We start from the raw sequence: 17,922 nt of genomic DNA on the forward strand, positions 1-17,922 counted from the left end.
CGATCAGTGCGTTGGTGACCACTCCACGCCGGCCAGCGCCGTGCGTGCGAGCGCGTGCTTCAGCTCGTCGGTCGGCTGCTGCACGGCATTCGTGGCGAAGTGGACGTCGAGGTCGCCGGCGGCCAGATTCCAGGTGTACGGCACCGTCACATGCACCGACTCGACCCCGGGAACCGCGGTCGCGACCGAGACCGCCTGCGAGACCGCCGCGACCGTCGAGCGCGCGACCGGCGCATCGAAGGCGTTGCGGTAGTCCACGACGGATTCCGCGTGCCCGTCACCCGTCGGAACGGACAGCTCGAGGTTGACGTGTGCGTTCTGCAACTGCTTGGTCATGCTGTAGACGACGTCCGTCGACTGGGCCGCCGTGGCGTCGGGCGTCATGATCACCGAGATCTCGTAGCTGAAGTCGCCGACGGAGTTCGGCGCACCCTCCGCGGTAGGAGTCGGCTGCGCCGCCGACGGCGGTGCGGTGTCGATGTCGCAGCTCGCGGTGGCGACGCCCGGCATGCCGGTGAGGGCAGCGACGACACGATCGATGGCGGCGACGTCGGTCGGAGCCGGCGTGGGGCCCGCGTCTTGGGTGTCACCGCGGTGCATCGCCGACGTCGACGCCTGCAGGTAGCGGTGCACGGCGACACTGCTCAGCATCAGTCCGCCGGCTATCACGAGAGCGACGGAGCAGATGGTCGCGCCGAGCCACCCGAGCGCCTGTCGTCTCCCCACGTTCCGAGACGCTAATCAACGGGTCTGGACAAAACCTAGACGCAAGTCGGAAGGCGCCTCTGTATCGGCTAGATGACGGAACCCGTCCACTTCTCGCCGGGCCCGGCGCCCGGAGCGTCCGGGATGCTGGAGGCCTCGCGGAAGGCGAGCTGCAGGGTGCGCAGTCCGTCGCGCAGGGGTCGAGCGTGCTGGTCGCCGATGTGCGGAGCCGAGGCCGTCACCAGGCCGGCGAGCGCGTCGATGAGTTTGCGCGCTTCATCGAGGTCGAGGGCTTCGGCGCCCTCTTCGGCAAGGCCGAGCTTCACCGCCGCCGCGCTCATCAGGTGAACCGATACCGTGGTGATCAGTTCCGCTGCCGGAACCTCGCCGATGTCCCGCGTGGCGTCTTCGACGTCGCTCATGCCCCTGCTCTCGTGCTGTGGTTTCCTGGTCGCCCGGAGCGCTGGGCAAGAGCGCTGTGCTAAACTTGCTCACTGGCTCTGGCGCCTCTGTGCGTCAGGACGAAAGTGGAATTTCTTCCCGCCCGCGTTGACCGCTTCAACAGGTTACCGGGTCGATACCCTCCGCCGGCTCGCCGGCAGGCTGGGCAGCGCTCCAGAGCGCTGGGCAGCGAGGAGCGCAAGCTCCGTAGGGGGTGTGCCGAGTGATTGCACGCGTATGTGCGCGGGCGTCGCGGTGAAGGCGGTTCTCCTCTCGTAGCCCTATGGCAGCCGGTTCAACCCGAACAGAGGAGCAACGCATCAGCGATCCCCGTACCAATGACCGTATCCGCGTCCCCGAAGTGCGACTCGTCGGCCCCAGTGGCGAGCAGATCGGCGTCGTGAAGATCGAGGTCGCACTTCGCCTGGCGCAGGAAGCGGATCTCGACCTCGTCGAGGTCGCCCCGAATTCCAAGCCGCCCGTGGTGAAGATCATGGATTACGGCAAGTTCAAGTACGAGGCTGCGCAGAAGGCCAAGGAGGCTCGGCGCAACCAGGCGAACACGATCCTCAAAGAGGTTCGTTTCCGCCTCAAGATCGACAAGCACGATTACGAGACCAAGATGAAGCGGGCCGTCGGCTTCCTCCAGTCGGGGGACAAGGTGAAGGCGATGATCCTCTTCCGCGGTCGTGAGCAGTCCCGCCCCGAGCAGGGCGTGCGTCTGCTTCAGAGATTTGCCGAAGATGTCGCCGAGTTCGGTTCAGTCGAATCGAACCCGACCATCGACGGTCGAAACATGGTCATGGTCATCGGTCCGCTGAAGAACAAGGCGGACGCGAAGGCCGAGGCCAACGCACGCCGCGCATCGGCGAAAGCCGAGGCGCGTGCGCAGAACACGAACAGCGAGCCTGAGGCCGACGCGCCCCAGGCGACCGACGAGAAGGAATAACACGATGCCCAAGCAGAAGTCCCACTCGGGCGCCAAGAAGCGCTTCAAGATCACCGGCAGCGGCAAGGTCATGAAGCAGCAGGCCGGCATGCGCCACAACCTTGAGCTCAAGTCGAGCCGCCGCACGCGTCGTCTCAACGAGGACCAGGTCCTGCCGAACAGCGACGCCAAGATCATCAAGCGCCTGCTGGCCAAGTAAGCGCGATACGACGTAAGGAAGTAAAGAGAAATGGCTAGAGTCAAGCGCGCGGTCAACGCGCATAAGAAGCGTCGTACCGTCCTTGAGCGCGCCGAGGGTTACCGCGGCCAGCGCTCGCGCCTTTACCGCAAGGCGAAGGAGCAGGTCACTCACTCGCTCGTCTACGCGTACCGTGACCGTCACGCTCGCAAGGGCGAGTTCCGCCGCCTGTGGATCCAGCGCATCAACGCCGCTGCCCGCCAGAACGGCCTGACCTACAACCGCCTCATCCAGGGTCTGAACCTGGCCGGCATCGAGGTCGACCGCCGCATCCTCGCCGAGCTCGCCGTGAACGAGCCCGCGACCTTCGCCGGTCTCGTCGAGGCCGCCAAGAAGGCTCTGCCCGCCGACACGTCGGCGCCGAAGGCCGCGTAGTCAGCCCTCAGGAACAGGCCCGGTCACTTCACGGTGACCGGGCCTTTCCCGTCGGTATCGGCCGTGTCGCGGGGCCTCGCCCCGCGAGAGAGAGCCCCCTGGGCTTTGTAGACTTGCCACTGTGCTCGACAACCCACGGTCTCCGCGCGTGCGCAGCGTCGCGAAGCTAGCCAACAAGAGCGCGCGCGCCGAGACCGGCATGTTCCTGCTCGAAGGCCCGCAGGCCGCGAGCGAGGTGCTCAGCTACCGGCCGGAACTGATCATCGAGCTGTACGCGACGCCCACGGCGCTCGAGCGCTACACCGACATCGCGCAGACCGCCGTCGACGCGGGCGTCGACGTCGAGTTCGTGACGGAAGAGGTGCTCGCCGTGATGTCCGACACGGTGACGCCGCAGGGCTTCGTCGGAGTGGTGCACCAGTTCCCGACCTCCGTGAAAGACATCTTCGCGAGCGACGCGAAGCTGATCGCGATTCTGGAAGAGGTGCGCGACCCCGGCAACGCGGGCACCATCGTGCGCGCCGCCGATTCGGCGGGAGCGGATGCCGTGATCTTCACCGGCCGCAGTGTGGACCTCTACAACCCCAAGGTGGTGCGCTCGACGACGGGCTCGCTCTTCCATCTGCCGGTGGCCGTCGGCGCGACGCTCGCCGATGTGGTGTCGCGCGCCCGCGCGGCGGGCATGCAGGTCCTCGCCGCCGACATCAAGGGTGAGGATCTGCTCGTGGCACGCCGGGAGAACCTGCTCGCCGAGCCGACGGCGTGGGTGTTCGGCAACGAGGCGCGCGGCCTCGGCGAGGAGGACCTCGCGATCGTCGACCGGGTGATCACCGTCCCGATCTATGGCTACGCCGAGTCGATGAACCTGGCGACGGCCGCCTCCGTCTGCATGTACGAGAGTGCGTTCGCCCAGCGCAGCTGACTGAGTCGCGGCGCGACGCTATCGCCGAGTCATCGCGCAGCGGCGCCAGCCACACGCGCGGCATCGGGCCGGCATGAGCGACTGACGGCGACCAATAGGATTGATTCCCGTGTCAGACACTCCCGCGCTCTCCCCGGAGTCGGTGGGCGCCGCGGTCGATGCGGCCCTCGCTGCGATCGCCGCTGCTGCCGACTCGGCCGCGCTCAAGGCGGTTCGCCATGAGCACCTCGCCGAGCATTCGCTGCTCGCCCGTCTCAACGCGCAGCTGCGCAGCGTCCCGAACGATCAGAAGGCGGCGTTCGGCAAGCTCGTGGGCGGTGCGCGCGGGCGCGTGAGTCAGGCGTTCGCCGCCAAGGAGGCCGAGATCTCGGCGGCGGAGCAGCGCGCGCAGCTCGAGGCCGAGGCCGTCGACGTGACGGCTCTCGCGGTTCCGGGGCGCGTCGGGTCGAGGCATCCGCTCTCGCTCATTCAGGAGAAGGTGAGCGACATCTTCATCGGCATGGGCTGGGAGGTCGCGGAGGGGCCCGAGCTCGAGAACGAGTGGTTCAACTTCGACGCGCTGAACTTCGACGAGGACCACCCGGCCCGCGCGATGCAGGACACCTTCTTCGTCGAGCCGCTCGGAAGCCACCTCGTGATGCGAACGCACACGAGCCCGGTGCAGGTGCGGTCGCTCCTCGACCGCGAACTGCCGATCTACATCGTGGCGCCGGGGCGCGCCTATCGCACCGACGAGGTCGATGCGACCCACGTTCCCGCGTTCAGCCAGCTCGAGGGGCTCGCGGTCGACAAGGGCCTCACCATGGCGCACCTGCGCGGCACGCTCGAGCACTTCGCGCGCATCATGTTCGGCGACGAGGCCAAGATCCGGCTGCGCCCCAACTACTTCCCGTTCACCGAGCCGTCCGCCGAGCTCGACGTCTGGCATCCCGCGGCGAAGGGCGGCCCGCGCTGGATCGAATGGGGTGGCTGCGGCATGGTCAACGCCAACGTGCTGCGCGCCGGTGGAATCGACCCCGAGGTGTACTCCGGCTTCGCCTTCGGCATGGGCCTCGAGCGCACGCTGCAGTTCCGCAGCGAACTGAGTGACATGCGCGACTTCCTCGAGGGCGACATCCGTTTCTCGCAGTCGTTCGGAATGGTGGTCTGATGCGCGTCCCACTCAGCTGGCTAGCCGAATACGTCGATCTGGTCCCCGGCTCGACCCCGGAAGACGTGCACGCCGCGCTCGTCAGGGTCGGACTCGAGGAAGAGGCGCTGCACCGCTTCGACGTGACCGGCCCGGTCGTCGTCGGCCAGGTGCTCGACTTCGCCGAAGAGCCGCAGACGAACGGCAAGACGATCCGGTGGTGCCGGGTCGAGGTGGGCGACGCCAACGGGGGAGTGCGCGGCATCGTCTGCGGCGCGAAGAACTTCGCGCCCGGCGACAAGGTCGTCGTGACCTTGCCGGGTGCCGTGCTGCCCGGGCCGTTCCCGATCGCGGCACGCAAGACGTACGGGCACGTCAGCGACGGCATGATCGCCTCGGGCCGCGAGCTCGGGCTCAACGACGAGCACGAGGGCATCCTCGTCCTGGGGAGGCTCGGTCTCGACCCCGAGGTCGGCTCCGACGCGATCACCCTGCTCGGGCTCGACGACGTGGCCGTCGAGGTCAACGTCACGCCCGACCGCGGCTACGCGTTCTCGATCCGCGGCATCGCCCGGGAGTACGCCCACGCGACGGGTGTCGCCTTCCGCGACCCGGCCGAGCGAGACGATACGGATGCCGTGGCAGACGGCGTGCCGCTGACCATCGCCGACGACGCGCCGGTCCGCGGGCGGCCGGGTGCGTCGGTGTTCGTCGTACGCGCGGTCGAGGGCATCGATGCGGGTCGGCCGACCCCACCGTGGCTCGCCGCCCGGCTCCGGCTCGCGGGCATCCGCTCGATCTCGCTCGCCGTCGACATCACCAACTACGTGATGCTCGAGCTCGGCCAGCCGATCCACGGCTATGACCTCGACAAGCTCGAGGGCGGCATCACGGTTCGGCGTGCGCGGCAGGGCGAGACGCTCGAGACTCTCGACGGCGTGACCCGCAAGCTCGATCCGGAAGACCTGCTGATCACCGATGACGCGGGCGCTGTCGGGCTCGCGGGCGTCATGGGCGGCGCGAAGACGGAGCTGTCGGCCGCGACGACGCGTGTGCTCGTCGAAGCGGCGAACTTCGACCCCGTGTCGATCGCGCGTACCGCTCGCCGCCACAAGCTGCCGTCCGAGGCGTCGCGCCGCTTCGAGCGCGGCGTCGACCCGGCCGTCGCCGAGGCCGCGGCGGCCCGAGTCGTCGAACTGCTCGTCGAGCTCGCCGGCGGCACGGCATCCGACCTCGGCGGTCGCGTTCACAACGAGACGCAGCCGCGGCCGATCAAGCTTCCCGCGGGATTCGTCCCGCGGCTGATCGGCGTCGAGTACGACGATGACGAGATCGAGCGCACGCTTACGGCCATCGGCGGCGACGTCGCCCGAACGGATGCCGGCTTCACGGTCACGCCGCCGAGCTGGCGCCCCGACCTCACCGACCCCGCGACCCTCGCGGAAGAGGTGGCGCGCATCTCCGGCTATGACCGGATCCCGAGTGTCATCCCGGTCGCACCACCGGGGCGCGGACTCACCCGCGAACAGCAGCTGCGCCGCCAGGCGGCGACCGCGCTCGCCGGAAGCGGCCTCACCGAGGTGCTCGCGATGCCGTTCCTCACGGCCGAGCAGAACGACGCGTTCGGCTCGCCGGCGGGTGAGGCTGTGCCCGCCGTGAAGCTCGCGAACGCCCTCGACGCGAAGTCGCCATTCCTGCGCACCTCGCTCTTGCCCGGGCTCATCGACATCGCTCAGCGGAACCTGTCACGCGGCCTCACGGACCTCGCGATCTACGAGTTCGGCCTCGTCTTCCGGCCGGAAGCGGGCGTCCGCTACGGCGTCGGGAGCCTGCCCGTGGGCGACGCCCTCCCCGACGCGGCCACGCTCGCCGCGCTGAATGCGAGCATCCCGCCGCAGCCGCGTTACGCCTCCGGACTGTTCCTCGGCAACGCGTCGCCCAAGCAGCCGGGTCGCGATGCGGTGCCTGCCGGCCTGGGCGACGGGATCGCCGCCGCGCGCACGCTTGCGGCCGCCGTCGGCGCCCGCATCGACGTGCGTCAGGGCTCGCACTCGAGCCTGCACCCGGGGCGCACCGCGGAGGTGTTCGCCCTGACGTCGGACGGCGAGGAATCCGTCGGGTACGTCGGCGAGCTTCTGCCCGCGCTCGCCGCCGAGCTCGATCTGCCCCGCGTCGTCGCCGTGTTCGAGGTCGACCTGGACCGGCTGATCTCGCTCGCGCCCACGCGCCTCGAGGTCGAGCCGATCTCGTCGTACCCGGCGGCGACCCAGGACCTCTCCCTCGTCGTCCCCGCGGAGACCCCCGCCGGCGACGTTCTCGCGGCGGTCGTCGCGGGCGCAGGCGAACTGCTCGAACACGCGCAGCTCGTCGACGACTATCGCGGGCCGGGTGTGCGCGACGGGGCCAAGAGCCTCACCTTCGCGCTGCGATTCCGCGCCGCGGATCGCACGCTGACGGCTTCGGAGGCCAGCGAGGCGAAGCTCTCCGGCGCGGCACTCGCGGCTGAGCGCTTCGGTGCCGCCGTTCGCGAGTAGCACTTCACGCCCTATATGCTGACGACATGACCTCCGTCCGCCGCACCGCAATCGCGCGTCTCCGCGTGCAGCGCGTGCTGCGTCGACGCACCCTGGGCGGCCGAACCTCGGCGGCGCTCGCGTAACCGGTCTCTCCGCCGGTTTCACGCAGGCGTCGCCGTGACACACGACCCGTCGCCGTCCAGTTGAAACCAAGGTGGAACCCACATGACGTACACGGTCGCTGTCGCCGGAGCATCCGGCTACGCGGGCGGGGAGGTTCTGCGGTTGCTCGCAGACCACCCAGAATTCGAAGTCACCACGGTCACCGCGTCCTCGAACGCGGGCCGTCCGCTCGTCGAGCTGCAGCCGCACCTGCGCTCGTACGCCGAGCTCGTCCTGCAGGAGACGACGCCCGAGGTCCTGCGCGGCCACGATGTCGTGTTCCTCGCGCTGCCCCACGGCGCTTCCGGCGCCATCACCGATGAGCTCGACGACGATGTGCTCGTCATCGACTGCGGCGCCGACCACCGCCTGGCCGACGAGGGCGCGTGGGCCACGTTCTACGGCGGCGAGTTCCACGAGCCGTGGGCGTACGGGGTGCCCGAGCTGCCCGCGGCCGGCGGCAAGCTGCGCGACCGCCTTGCCGGCGCGCGGAAGATCGCGGCCCCGGGCTGCAACGCGAGCGCGGTCTCGCTCGCGATCGCGCCGGGCATCGCCGCAGGCATCATCGAGGAAGACATCGTCGCGGTGCTCGCCGTCGGGCCGTCCGGGGCGGGCAAGAATCTCAAGGTCCAGTACCTCGCGAGCGAGCTGCTCGGCTCGGCGAGCCCCTACGGCGTGGGCGGCACTCACCGTCACGTGCCCGAGATCGCGCAGAACCTGGTTCTCGCGGGCGCCGCGGCCCCGCGCATCTCCTTCACTCCCGTGCTCGTGCCGATGGCACGCGGCATCCTCGCCACCGTCACCGCGCCCCTCAAGCCGGGCGTGACGGGCGGCCAGGTGCGTGACGCGTGGGAGAGCGCCTACGCCGCAGAGCGCTTCGTGCAGGTGCTGCCCGCGGGGGCGTGGCCGCGCACGGCCGACGTGCTCGGTGCCAACACGGCCCTGATCGGTGTCACCGTCGACGAGGCTGCGAACCGAGTGGTCGCCGTCCTCGCGCTCGACAACCTCGTCAAGGGCACGGCAGGTGCCGCGATCCAGTCCGCCAACATCGCGCTGGGCCTGCCAGAGGGCACCGCGCTCACCACGAACGGAGTCGCCCCGTGAGCGTCACGGCAGCAGCCGGATTCCTCGCCGCGGGGGTTCCCGCCGGCCTCAAGTCGACCGGCAGGTCCGACATCGCGCTGATCCGCAACACCGGGCCGCTGCAGAACGCCGCGACGGTCTTCACGACGAATCGTTGTCAGGCCAATCCTGTGCTGTGGAGCAAAGAGGTCATCAAGGACGGCACCGTGGCGGCCATCGTGCTGAACTCGGGCGGTGCGAACTGCTACACGGGTGCACAGGGCTTCCAGACGACGCACGCGACAGCCGAGCACGTGGCCGAGCTGCTCGAGATCTCGGCCGGCGACGTTCTCGTCTGCTCGACCGGGCTGATCGGTGAGCAGCTCGATCTCGGCAAGGTGACGGCGGGAGTGACGGATGCCTCGGGCCGGCTCGCCGGAACTGCGGCAGCCGGCCTCGCCGCCGCCGAGGCCATCATGACGACCGACACCGTCGCGAAGCAGGCGGTGCACGCATCGCAGGCGGGCTGGACGATCGGCGGCATGGCGAAGGGCGCCGGCATGCTCGCGCCCGGTCTTGCGACGATGCTCGTCGTCATCACGACGGATGCCGTGCTGACCAGCGCCGAGCTCGATCAGGCGCTCCGGGCCGCGACATCCGTCACCTTCGACCGTCTGGACTCCGACGGCTGCATGTCGACGAACGACACGGTCGCACTCCTCGGCTCGGGTGCGAGCGGAGTGACCCCCGACCTCGGCGAGTTCACCGCGGCGCTCACCGAGGTGAGTCAGAGTCTCGCCGTCCAGCTGCAGGGCGACGCGGAAGGCGCGTCACACGACATCGCGATCCACGTCGAGCAGGCCGTGAGCGAAGCCGACGCCGTCGAGGTGGGCCGCGCGATCGCCCGCAACAGCCTGTTCAAGGCCGCGATCTTCGGCAACGACCCCAACTGGGGGCGGGTACTCGCTGCGGTCGGCACGACGAGCGCCGCGTTCGACCCGTACGACGTCGACGTGTGGTTCAACGGCATCCGTGTCTGCGCCGCGGGAACGCCGGACCAGCCGCGCGACCTCGTCGACCTCACGCCGCGAGCCGTCGACATCCGCGTCGACCTCAAGGCGGGCGGCCACGCCGCCACCATCCTGACCAACGACCTCACGCACGACTACGTGCATGAGAACAGCGCGTATTCGAGCTAGGCCATGGCTGACGAAACTCTCATCACCGTCGACCCGGACGACCTGGACATCGTCGCCGCGCGCGACGCCGCGCTCAAGAAGACCGCGATCCTGATCGAGTCGCTGCCGTGGCTCGGCCGGTTCCACGGCAAGGTCGTGGTCATCAAGTTCGGCGGCAACGCCATGGTGAGCCCGGAACTGCAGCGGACCTTCGCCGAGGACATCGTGTATTTGCGCCGCGCGGGCCTCAAGCCCGTCGTCGTGCACGGCGGCGGCCCGCAGATCTCCGCGATGCTCGACCGCCTCGAGATCGCGAGCGAGTTCCGCGGCGGTTACCGCGTCACGACGCCCGAGGCGATGGAGGTCGTGCGCATGGTGCTCACGGGCAGGATCAGCCGTGACATCGTGCGTTCGATCAACGAGTTCGGCCCGCTCGCGCTCGGCATCTCCGGCGAAGATGCCGGCCTCTTCGCGGCTCGCAAGCGCGAGGCGATCGTCGACGGCGCGCCCGTTGACCTCGGCCAGGTCGGCGACGTCGTCGAGGTGCGGCCCGACGTCGTGCTCGCGCAGCTCGAGGCAGGCCGTGTTCCCGTGGTCTCGTCCGTCGCGCCCGACCTCGATGTGCCGGGGCAGTCGCTGAACGTCAACGCGGATGCTGCGGCCGCGGCTCTCGCCGTCGCACTCGGCGCCGAGAAGCTGGTCCTCATGACCGACGTCGCCGGTCTGTACCGCGACTGGCCCGACCGCTCATCGATGCTCACGAGCATTCCCTCGGCCGCGCTGCGCGCGCTGTTGCCGTCACTCGAGTCGGGCATGATCCCGAAGATGACGGCGTGCCTCGAAGCCGTCGACGGCGGAGTGCCGAAAGCGGCGATCATCGACGGCCGTGTGCCGCACTCGATCCTTCTCGAGATCTTCACCCAGCATGGAATCGGAACGGAGGTCGTGGCGTGAGTTCAATCGACCACGATGACTGGCAGGCACGCTATCGGGCCGACCTCGTGAGCACGTTCGCGACTCCGTCGCTGCTGCTCCACCACGGTCAGGGCGCCTGGGTGTGGGACACCGACGGCAACAAGTACCTCGACTTCGTCGGCGGAATCGCCGTGAACTCGCTCGGGCACGCGCACCCGGTGCTGATCGAGGCGGTGACACGTCAGGTGTCGCTGGCGGCGCACATCTCGAACCTCTTCGCGTCGGAACCGCAGCTCGAGCTGGCCGAGAGGCTGAAGCGCCTGACGGGCGCCGGCGAGGACGGGCGCGCGTTCTTCGCGAATTCGGGAACCGAGGCCAACGAGGCGGCATTCAAGCTGGCGCGGCTCAATCGCGGCGACGATGGGCGCAAGGTGCGCATCGTCTCCCTCGTGAACGGCTTCCACGGTCGCACGATGGGCGCGCTCGCGCTCACCGGCAAGGACTACATGCGTGCGCCGTTCGAACCCATGGTCGCCGGCGTCGAGTACATCCACGCGACGCTCGAGGAGCTCGAGGCGGTGATCGACGACACCGTCGCGGCGATCTTCGTCGAGCCGCTGCAGGGTGAGGCGGGCGTGATCGAGCTGCCCGACGGATTCTTCACCCGGGCGCGCGAGCTCACGCAGCGCCATGGCGCACTGCTGATCGTCGACGAGGTGCAGACCGGAGCCGGTCGCACCGGCGACTGGTTCGGCTTCCAGCACGAGGGCATCGTGCCCGACGCGATCACGCTCGCGAAGGGCATGGCGGGCGGTGTGCCGATCGGTGCACTCATCACCTTCGGTCGCGCCTCGCAGCTGTTCACGCAGGGCCAGCATGGGACGACGTTCGGCGGGAATCCGCTCGCCGCAGCGGCGGCGAACGCCGTGCTCGGCGAGATCGAGGCGAGCGACCTCGTCGGCAACGCGCGGGAGCGCGGCGAGCAACTGAAGGCGGCCATCGCCGGGCTCGACTCGCCGCTGATCAGCGGCACGCGCGGTCGCGGTCTGCTCATCGGCATCGCCCTGACCGAACCGGTGGCCGAGCAGCTCGTCACTGAAGCGCGCGCGCATGGGCTGATCATCAACGCGACCGGAGCGGACAGCATCCGACTCGCCCCGCCGCTTGTGATCGGCGACATCGAGGTCGACGAGTTCCGCACCCGGTTCGCCGCGACCCTCGCCGGCGCCGAGGCCCGCTTCGCGTCCGAGCCCGACGGCGAGCCCAACGGAAAGGTGACCGCGTGATCCGCCACTTCCTGCGCGACGACGACCTGAGCCCCGCCGAGCAGGCCGAGGTCCTGGAGCTCGCGCTCGAGCTCAAGGCCGACCGCTTCGCCCTGGCGCCGCTCACCGGCCCGCAGACCGTCGCTCTGATCATGGACAAGCCGACGCTGCGCACGCAGACCTCGTTCTCGGTCGGCGTCGCCGAGCTCCAGGGCATGCCGTTCCTCGTCGACGGAACGAAAGCCCAGATCGGAACCCGGGAGTCCGTGCCGGACGTCGCGCGCATCATCGGCCGCCAGGTCGCGGCGATCGTATGGCGCACCTACGCTCAGGCCGACCTCGCGACGATGGCCGAGTACGCGGGCGTTCCCGTCGTGAACGCGCTGACGGACGACTTCCATCCGTGCCAGATCCTCGCCGACCTGCTGACCGTCCGCGAGCACAAGGGGCGGCTCTCGGGCCTCACCATGAGCTACGTGGGCGACGGCGCGAACAACATGTCGCACTCGTACCTGCTCGGCGGGGTGACCGCCGGCATGCACGTGCGCGTCGCTACCCCCGCGGGGTATCAGCCGCGCGCCGACATCCTCGCCGATGCCGAGCGCATCGCCGAGAGCACGGGCGGCTCGGTGACGATCGTGACGGACCCGGCTGAGGCCGCCGCAGGCGCCGACGTCGTCGTCACCGACACCTGGGTGTCGATGGGTCAGGAGGACGAGAAGAACGCACGCGTCGAGGCGTTCGCCGGATTCACGGTCGACGCAGCCGTGATGGCGAAGGCGCGTCCGGAGGCGATCTTCCTGCACTGCCTGCCCGCCTACCGGGGCTACGAGGTGACCAGCGAGGTCATCGACGGCCCGCAGTCGGTCGTGTGGGACGAGGCCGAGAACCGGCTGCACGCGCAGAAGGCGGTGCTCGCGTGGCTGCTGCGGGCTCGTGAGAGCGACGCGGACGGGGTGGCGGATGTCTGACGCCGCGGCCCGCGCGGGCGAGGCCGGTGCGCTCTGGGGCGGCCGGTTCACCGGTGGCCCCTCGCCGGAACTCGCACGCCTCAGCAAGTCGACGCACTTCGACTGGCAGCTCGCCGGCTATGACATCGCGGGTTCCCGCGCCCACGCACGTGCGCTGAACCAGGCCGGCTACCTCGACGACGCCGAGCTCGCCGGCATGCTCGACGCGCTGGAGGAGCTCCAGAACCGGGTCGACGCCGGCAGCTTCCTTCCGAGCGCCTCCGATGAAGACGTGCACTCGGCCCTCGAGCGCGGGCTCATCGAGATCGCGGGCGGCGAGCTCGGCGGCAAGCTGCGGGCTGGCCGCAGCCGCAACGACCAGATCGCGACGCTGATCCGCATGCTGCTGCGCGACCATTCAGCCGAGCTCGCGCGCCTCATCGTCGACCTGATCGACGCGCTCGCCGCGCAGGCCGAGGCCAACCCCCATTCGATCATGCCGGGCCGTACCCACTTGCAGCACGCCCAGCCCGTGCTGCTGGCGCATCACCTGCTCGCGCACTGCTGGCCGCTCCTGCGGGATCTCGAGCGCCTCGACGACTGGCGGCGGCGGGCGGATGCGTCGCCCTACGGCTCCGGCGCACTCGCCGGCAACACGCTCGGCCTCGACGCCGCGCTGATCGCCCGGGAGCTCGGTTTCTCGGCCGTTGCGCCCAACTCGATCGATGCGACCGCGGCTCGCGATGTCGTGGCCGAGTTCGCGTTCGTGACGGCGCAGCTCGGAATCGACCTCTCGCGCCTCGCCGAAGAGGTCATCCTCTGGAACACCCGCGAGTTCGGCTTCGTGACCCTGTCCGACTCGTACTCGACCGGTTCGTCGATCATGCCGCAGAAGAAGAATCCTGACATCGCCGAGCTCGCGCGCGGCAAGTCCGGCCGCCTGATCGGCAACCTGACCGGGCTGCTCACCACGCTGAAAGGGCTCCCGCTCGCGTACAACCGCGACCTGCAGGAGGACAAGGAGCCTGTCTTCGACTCGATCGAGACCCTCGAGGTGCTGCTGCCCGCATTCACGGGCATGATCGCGACGCTGCGCTTCGACACCGAGCGCATGCGCGCGCTCGCGCCGGAGGGCTATTCCCTCGCGACCGACGTGGCCGAGTGGCTCGTGAAGCGCCACGTGCCGTTCCGCGACGCGCACGAGATCACCGGCAACCTCGTCTCGTACGCCGAGGCGCGAGGCATCGGCCTCGAGCAGATCGACGACGCCGGGCTTGCGTCGGTCTCGGCCCACCTCACCCCTGAGGTGCGCGAGGTGCTCACGATCGAAGGGTCCGTCGCGAGCCGCGACGGCATCGCCGGCACCGCGCCCGAGCGCGTCGCCGAGCAGCGCGCTCTGCTCGCCGAGCGCGTGCGCCAGGTGACGAGCCGTATCGGGGCGACGCAGGAAGCGCTGTGACGGTGGCGGCTTTCGGCTCTGCGCTGCGCCACACGTGCGGGACGGCGCGGCACCCCCGGGTGTGGCGTGCTCCCGCAGCTGTAGCGCCACGGCAGTGAGCGCGAGCGGGTACTTCGTCCCCGAGCACGACTTCTTCGCTCGCTCGGCGGTCGAGATCGCCCCGCTGCTGCTCGGCGCGCGACTGACCCACGAGACGGATGCCGGGACCGTGGTGCTGCGTCTCACCGAGGTCGAGGCGTACCTCGGCAACGGCAGCGACCCGGGCTCGCACGCCTATCGCGGCCGGACCAGGCGAAACGGGGTGATGTTTGATGAACCGGGTCACGTGTACGTGTACTTCACCTACGGCATGCATGTGTGCGCCAACCTCGTCTGCTCGCCGCCGGGTACCGCCTCGGCTGTGCTGCTGCGCGCGGCCGAGGTGATGGAGGGTCTGCCGCTCGCGCAGGCGAGGCGCGGGGAGGCGCCGCCGCGCGATCTGGCCAGGGGCCCTGCGCGCCTGACCGTCGCCGCAGGCATCCGTCTCGATGAGAACGGCTCGGACGCGCTCGCCACGCCCTTCGGCCTTGAGCTCGCCGCCCGCCCGCCCGCCGGGCTCACCGGGCCGCGCGTCGGCGTTTCCGGTGCCGGCGGGGGAGAGGCCTACCCGTGGCGGTTCTGGATCGCGGGCGATCCGGCGGTCTCGGTGTACCGTGCCGCTACCACGCGAGGTGCGCGACGACTCCGCACACCGCCGCCCAGCCGAGGCTGACGAACGTTCCGATGATGAACCGCTCCTGTGCGTCCGAGGCACCGAGCTCACTGAAGCGGCCGACGCCCTTGATCGCGATCACCACGGCGATCGCCTCGGGGACGCCGGCGAGGATCGACGCCGTGGTCGCGAGGCGCTCGAGCACGCCGATCGTGAGGCCGCCGCGCAGCACCTCGCGACGTTGCTCGGAGTCGGGGGTCGAGACGAGCACACCGCCGGCCTCTCCCTCCACCTGACGAGTCGCGAGCGACAGCACCGTCTTGACGGCCGGCGAGCCGCCGAAAGCCGAGATGGCGATGGCGCCGAGCGCGACGATCGCACCGAGCAGCGCCGGGCCCGCCGGGTGCGGCAGGCCGACCATGATCGCAGCAACCAGCAGGAACGCGGCCGCCGCGATGATCAGCCACCGATCGCCCTTGACGGCGAGCACCGAGAAGACGACACCGCCCGCGACGACGAGGGTGAGAATCGTCCAGAATGTGGCGGCGATCAGGAATGCGGCTGGGTCGGACAGCATCGGCTACGGCTCCTGTCTCGCGGCGAGGTCGGTCTGCTCCAAGAGCCTAGTGAGCGCGGGCAGCGCGGCCGCCTCGGCACGGAGTTGCGCCGCCTTGGCGCGTGCGCTCGCCGCCGCGGCGGAGATGCCGAGACGTTCGGCGGCGTCGGCCTGCGTGAGCCCTTTCTGCAGCAGCTCGTAGAGCTCCCACCCGGCGGCTGAGCGGCGTTCGCGCACGATCAGCAGCAGCGCGAGCAGCGCCTCGGCGTCGTCCGCGCGGTCGCTGCGCCCCTGCGGGTCGCGCTGCCGCTGCACGGCGAGACGGATGCCTGATCCCTTCGCCCTCTCCGCTGCGTCTCGCGCCGCAAAGAACGCCGGCCCGCTCGCTTCGCGGGTCGCCTCAGGCAGCGGGGTGCGCACCGGGCCGATGCCGAGGCCGACGTGGAACTGTCGCCCCCGGGTGAGCTCGAGCACGAGTGCGAGCGCTGTGGCGGGGTCGTCGCTCAGCACCTGCAGCTCGTCGCCTGCCGTGCGGTCGGCCGGGAGGGCGAGGGTGGCGCCGTGTGCGGCGTTGATCCGGTCGCGCTCGGCGGCGACGAGATCGTCGCTCATGCGCGAGTCGATCTGGTCGGCGGTGATCACAAACACGGGTCCCCCTCAAGTCTCAAGGCTTGATCATCACTACATTAAGCCAAATTACTTAACTCAACAACCATCAAGCCTTCTCCCTTAACTATCGAGAGGGCGCCGCTGATACTGTTGACCCCGTGTCCACGCCTGCAATCCTGGCCACGCAACATAACGATCCGTCCTTCGACACCGTCTGGGACGAACTCGTGTGGCGCGGTCTCATCCATGTCTCCACCGATGAGAGCGAGCTGAAGCAGCTCCTCGCAGGCGACCCGATCACCTACTATTGCGGCTTCGACCCGACGGCGCCGAGCCTGCACCTCGGAAACCTCGTGCAGCTTCTGCTGCTGCGACGCATTCAGCTCGCCGGTCACACGCCGCTCGGCCTGGTCGGTGGCTCGACCGGCCTCATCGGCGACCCGCGCCCGAGCGCCGAGCGCACCCTGAACACCAAAGAGACCGTCGCGGAGTGGGTCGGCTACCTCGGGGCACAGGTCTCGCGTTTCCTCAGCTTCGAGGGCGAGAACGCCGCGCGGCTCGTCAACAATCTCGACTGGTTCGGCGGCCTCAGCGCGATCGACTTCCTGCGCGACATCGGCAAGCATTACCGGGTCGGAACGATGCTCAAGAAAGACGCGGTGGCCGCGCGCCTCAACTCCGACGCAGGCATCTCGTACACCGAGTTCAGCTACCAGATCCTGCAGGGCCTCGACTTCCTCGAGCTGTACCGGCAGTACGGGTGCGTGCTGCAGACCGGTGGCAGCGATCAGTGGGGCAACCTGACGAGCGGCACCGACCTGATCCGTCGCGTCGAGGGGGCGGCGGCCCACGCGATCGGCACGCCGCTCATCACCAACACCGACGGCACCAAGTTCGGCAAGAGCGAGGGCAATGCGATCTGGCTCGATGAGAAGCTGACCAGCCCGTACGCGTTCTACCAGTTCTGGCTCAACACCGACGACGGCGACGTGATCCCACGACTCAAGATCTTCACGTTCCTCTCGCGCGCCGAGATCGAACGGCTCGAGCAGGCGGTCGCCGACGAGCCGTTCCGCCGCGAAGCGCAGCGCACGCTCGCGCTCGAGGTGACGTCGCTCGTGCACGGGGCGGATGCCGCGAACGCCGCGATCCTCGCGTCGGGGGCGCTCTTCGGCAACGGCGATCTCGAGGAGCTCGACCTGCCGACCCTGGAGTCCGCTCTGCGCGAGCTTCCGACTGCGACGGCCGCGCCGACGGCGACGGTCGCGCAGCTGCTTGTCGAGACGTCGCTCACCGCGAGCCTCTCCGACGCCCGCCGGGCAGTGGCCCAGGGCGGCGTGTACGTCAACAACCGCAAGATCGACAACGACCAGTCGCCGATCGCGGCCCATCTGATCGGTGGTCGGATGGCCGTGCTGCGTCGCGGAAAGAAGACCCTCGCGGGCGTCTTCCTTGCGGAATGACGGGCGACACGCCCGGGCCGCGGCGCTGATTTGAACGTTGGCGGGCGGGGACGTAAATTACTTACTTGTCACCCCAAAGGTGCGGCTGAGCCGGTCGGCTCGCCCCCTCAAGCGGGACACGATCTCCATCGTCAAGCCTCACCACGTCACTTGCCTGACTGAAGTCGAGCGCCTAAGATGGGTGATTCAGCCCTTGCCCCCGTGCGACGGCCCTATGCGGGTCTAGGCGGGGTGCGTATGGTCTTTGAGAACTCAACAGTGTGCACATTGTCAATGCCAATTTCCTGGTGTCGCATCGTTTGGTGTGGTGTTGGGGTTGTTGGTTTTTGATGTCAGC

The 17,922-nt window shown here is 69.4% G+C and carries 18 protein-coding genes; 14 read left to right on the forward strand and 4 right to left on the reverse strand.

Going from position 1 to position 17,922, the window contains the following annotated elements; genetic code table 11:
- Positions 1-3 precede the first annotated feature (3 nt).
- Both ACFOYW_RS07085 and ACFOYW_RS07090 read right to left on the reverse strand, forming a co-directional pair.
- A complete protein-coding gene (locus ACFOYW_RS07085) occupies positions 4-726 on the reverse strand; it encodes a hypothetical protein (RefSeq protein WP_390228113.1) in 723 nt (240 codons plus the stop codon).
- A 68-nt stretch (positions 727-794) separates the two neighbouring features.
- Positions 795-1,127 carry a DUF1844 domain-containing protein gene (locus ACFOYW_RS07090; RefSeq protein WP_390228115.1) on the reverse strand — a complete coding sequence of 111 codons (333 nt, stop codon included), beginning with the start codon at positions 1,125-1,127 and terminating at the stop codon, positions 795-797.
- A gap of 302 nt (positions 1,128-1,429) precedes the next feature.
- On the opposite strand from ACFOYW_RS07090, the gene infC reads away from it, so the two are divergent.
- The 13 genes from infC (at position 1,430) to ACFOYW_RS07155 (ending at position 15,017) form a co-directional block, all read left to right on the forward strand.
- Positions 1,430-2,095: a translation initiation factor IF-3 gene (gene infC / locus ACFOYW_RS07095; protein WP_390228116.1), complete on the forward strand. Its 666-nt coding sequence runs from the start codon at positions 1,430-1,432 to the stop codon at positions 2,093-2,095.
- Between the two features lie 4 nt (positions 2,096-2,099).
- A complete protein-coding gene (rpmI, locus tag ACFOYW_RS07100) occupies positions 2,100-2,294 on the forward strand; it encodes a 50S ribosomal protein L35 (protein WP_390228117.1) in 195 nt (64 codons plus the stop codon).
- A gap of 30 nt (positions 2,295-2,324) precedes the next feature.
- A complete protein-coding gene (gene rplT, locus ACFOYW_RS07105) occupies positions 2,325-2,708 on the forward strand; it encodes a 50S ribosomal protein L20 (RefSeq protein WP_390228118.1) in 384 nt (127 codons plus the stop codon).
- Between the two features lie 121 nt (positions 2,709-2,829).
- Entirely contained in the window at positions 2,830-3,630 is an 801-nt protein-coding gene (locus ACFOYW_RS07110; RefSeq protein ID WP_390228119.1) for a TrmH family RNA methyltransferase, read from the forward strand.
- Positions 3,631-3,739: 109 nt separating this feature from the next.
- Entirely contained in the window at positions 3,740-4,780 is a 1,041-nt protein-coding gene (gene pheS / locus ACFOYW_RS07115; RefSeq protein ID WP_390228121.1) for a phenylalanine--tRNA ligase subunit alpha, read from the forward strand.
- Positions 4,780-7,293, forward strand: coding sequence for a phenylalanine--tRNA ligase subunit beta (pheT, locus tag ACFOYW_RS07120; protein ID WP_390228122.1), 2,514 nt, complete (start codon positions 4,780-4,782; stop codon positions 7,291-7,293). The genes pheS and pheT overlap by 1 nt, the downstream gene beginning before the upstream one ends.
- 207 nt (positions 7,294-7,500) lie before the next feature.
- The gene (argC, locus tag ACFOYW_RS07125) at positions 7,501-8,541 is read left to right on the forward strand and encodes an N-acetyl-gamma-glutamyl-phosphate reductase (protein WP_390228123.1); all 1,041 of its coding nucleotides are present in this window, start codon (positions 7,501-7,503) and stop codon (positions 8,539-8,541) included.
- Positions 8,538-9,698 (forward strand): bifunctional glutamate N-acetyltransferase/amino-acid acetyltransferase ArgJ, encoded by a 1,161-nt coding sequence (gene argJ, locus ACFOYW_RS07130; protein ID WP_390228125.1) that lies wholly within the window; start codon positions 8,538-8,540, stop codon positions 9,696-9,698. The genes argC and argJ overlap by 4 nt, the downstream gene beginning before the upstream one ends.
- A gap of 3 nt (positions 9,699-9,701) precedes the next feature.
- Entirely contained in the window at positions 9,702-10,631 is a 930-nt protein-coding gene (gene argB, locus ACFOYW_RS07135) for an acetylglutamate kinase (RefSeq protein WP_390228127.1), read from the forward strand.
- Positions 10,628-11,878 (forward strand): acetylornithine transaminase, encoded by a 1,251-nt coding sequence (locus ACFOYW_RS07140; protein ID WP_390228128.1) that lies wholly within the window; start codon positions 10,628-10,630, stop codon positions 11,876-11,878. Before argB ends, ACFOYW_RS07140 begins: the two co-directional genes overlap by 4 nt.
- A complete protein-coding gene (argF, locus tag ACFOYW_RS07145) occupies positions 11,875-12,828 on the forward strand; it encodes an ornithine carbamoyltransferase (protein ID WP_390228130.1) in 954 nt (317 codons plus the stop codon). The genes ACFOYW_RS07140 and argF overlap by 4 nt, the downstream gene beginning before the upstream one ends.
- Positions 12,821-14,266 (forward strand): argininosuccinate lyase, encoded by a 1,446-nt coding sequence (gene argH / locus ACFOYW_RS07150; protein WP_390228131.1) that lies wholly within the window; start codon positions 12,821-12,823, stop codon positions 14,264-14,266. The genes argF and argH overlap by 8 nt, the downstream gene beginning before the upstream one ends.
- Before the next feature lie 94 nt (positions 14,267-14,360).
- Positions 14,361-15,017: a DNA-3-methyladenine glycosylase gene (locus tag ACFOYW_RS07155; RefSeq protein WP_390228132.1), complete on the forward strand. Its 657-nt coding sequence runs from the start codon at positions 14,361-14,363 to the stop codon at positions 15,015-15,017.
- Here the strand turns inward: ACFOYW_RS07155 and ACFOYW_RS07160 are convergent.
- Together ACFOYW_RS07160 and ACFOYW_RS07165 are read right to left on the reverse strand one after the other, a co-directional pair.
- Complete coding sequence (locus tag ACFOYW_RS07160) at positions 14,965-15,534, reverse strand: hypothetical protein (protein WP_390228134.1); 570 nt, start codon at positions 15,532-15,534, stop codon at positions 14,965-14,967. The genes ACFOYW_RS07155 and ACFOYW_RS07160 overlap by 53 nt on opposite strands.
- A 3-nt stretch (positions 15,535-15,537) precedes the next feature.
- On the reverse strand, positions 15,538-16,161 hold the full coding sequence (locus ACFOYW_RS07165; RefSeq protein ID WP_390228135.1) for a DNA-binding protein: 624 nt from the start codon (positions 16,159-16,161) through the stop codon (positions 15,538-15,540).
- A gap of 119 nt (positions 16,162-16,280) precedes the next feature.
- On the opposite strand from ACFOYW_RS07165, the gene tyrS reads away from it, so the two are divergent.
- Positions 16,281-17,585 carry a tyrosine--tRNA ligase gene (gene tyrS / locus ACFOYW_RS07170; protein ID WP_390228136.1) on the forward strand — a complete coding sequence of 435 codons (1,305 nt, stop codon included), beginning with the start codon at positions 16,281-16,283 and terminating at the stop codon, positions 17,583-17,585.
- Positions 17,586-17,922 lie beyond the last annotated feature (337 nt).

The sequence above is a fragment of the Gryllotalpicola reticulitermitis genome (assembly GCF_042651345.1).
Classification (GTDB): domain Bacteria; phylum Actinomycetota; class Actinomycetes; order Actinomycetales; family Microbacteriaceae; genus Gryllotalpicola; species Gryllotalpicola reticulitermitis.

Coding starts and splice junctions, on each gene's coding strand:
- ACFOYW_RS07090 (WP_390228115.1), bottom strand. CDS start 1,127: ATGAGCGACGTCGAAGACGCCACGCGGGACATCGGCGAGGTTCCGGCA.
- infC (WP_390228116.1), top strand. CDS start 1,430: ATGGCAGCCGGTTCAACCCGAACAGAGGAGCAACGCATCAGCGATCCC.
- rpmI (WP_390228117.1), top strand. CDS start 2,100: ATGCCCAAGCAGAAGTCCCACTCGGGCGCCAAGAAGCGCTTCAAGATC.
- rplT (WP_390228118.1), top strand. CDS start 2,325: ATGGCTAGAGTCAAGCGCGCGGTCAACGCGCATAAGAAGCGTCGTACC.
- pheT (WP_390228122.1), top strand. CDS start 4,780: ATGCGCGTCCCACTCAGCTGGCTAGCCGAATACGTCGATCTGGTCCCC.
- argC (WP_390228123.1), top strand. CDS start 7,501: ATGACGTACACGGTCGCTGTCGCCGGAGCATCCGGCTACGCGGGCGGG.
- argB (WP_390228127.1), top strand. CDS start 9,702: ATGGCTGACGAAACTCTCATCACCGTCGACCCGGACGACCTGGACATC.
- argH (WP_390228131.1), top strand. CDS start 12,821: ATGTCTGACGCCGCGGCCCGCGCGGGCGAGGCCGGTGCGCTCTGGGGC.
- ACFOYW_RS07160 (WP_390228134.1), bottom strand. CDS start 15,534: ATGCTGTCCGACCCAGCCGCATTCCTGATCGCCGCCACATTCTGGACG.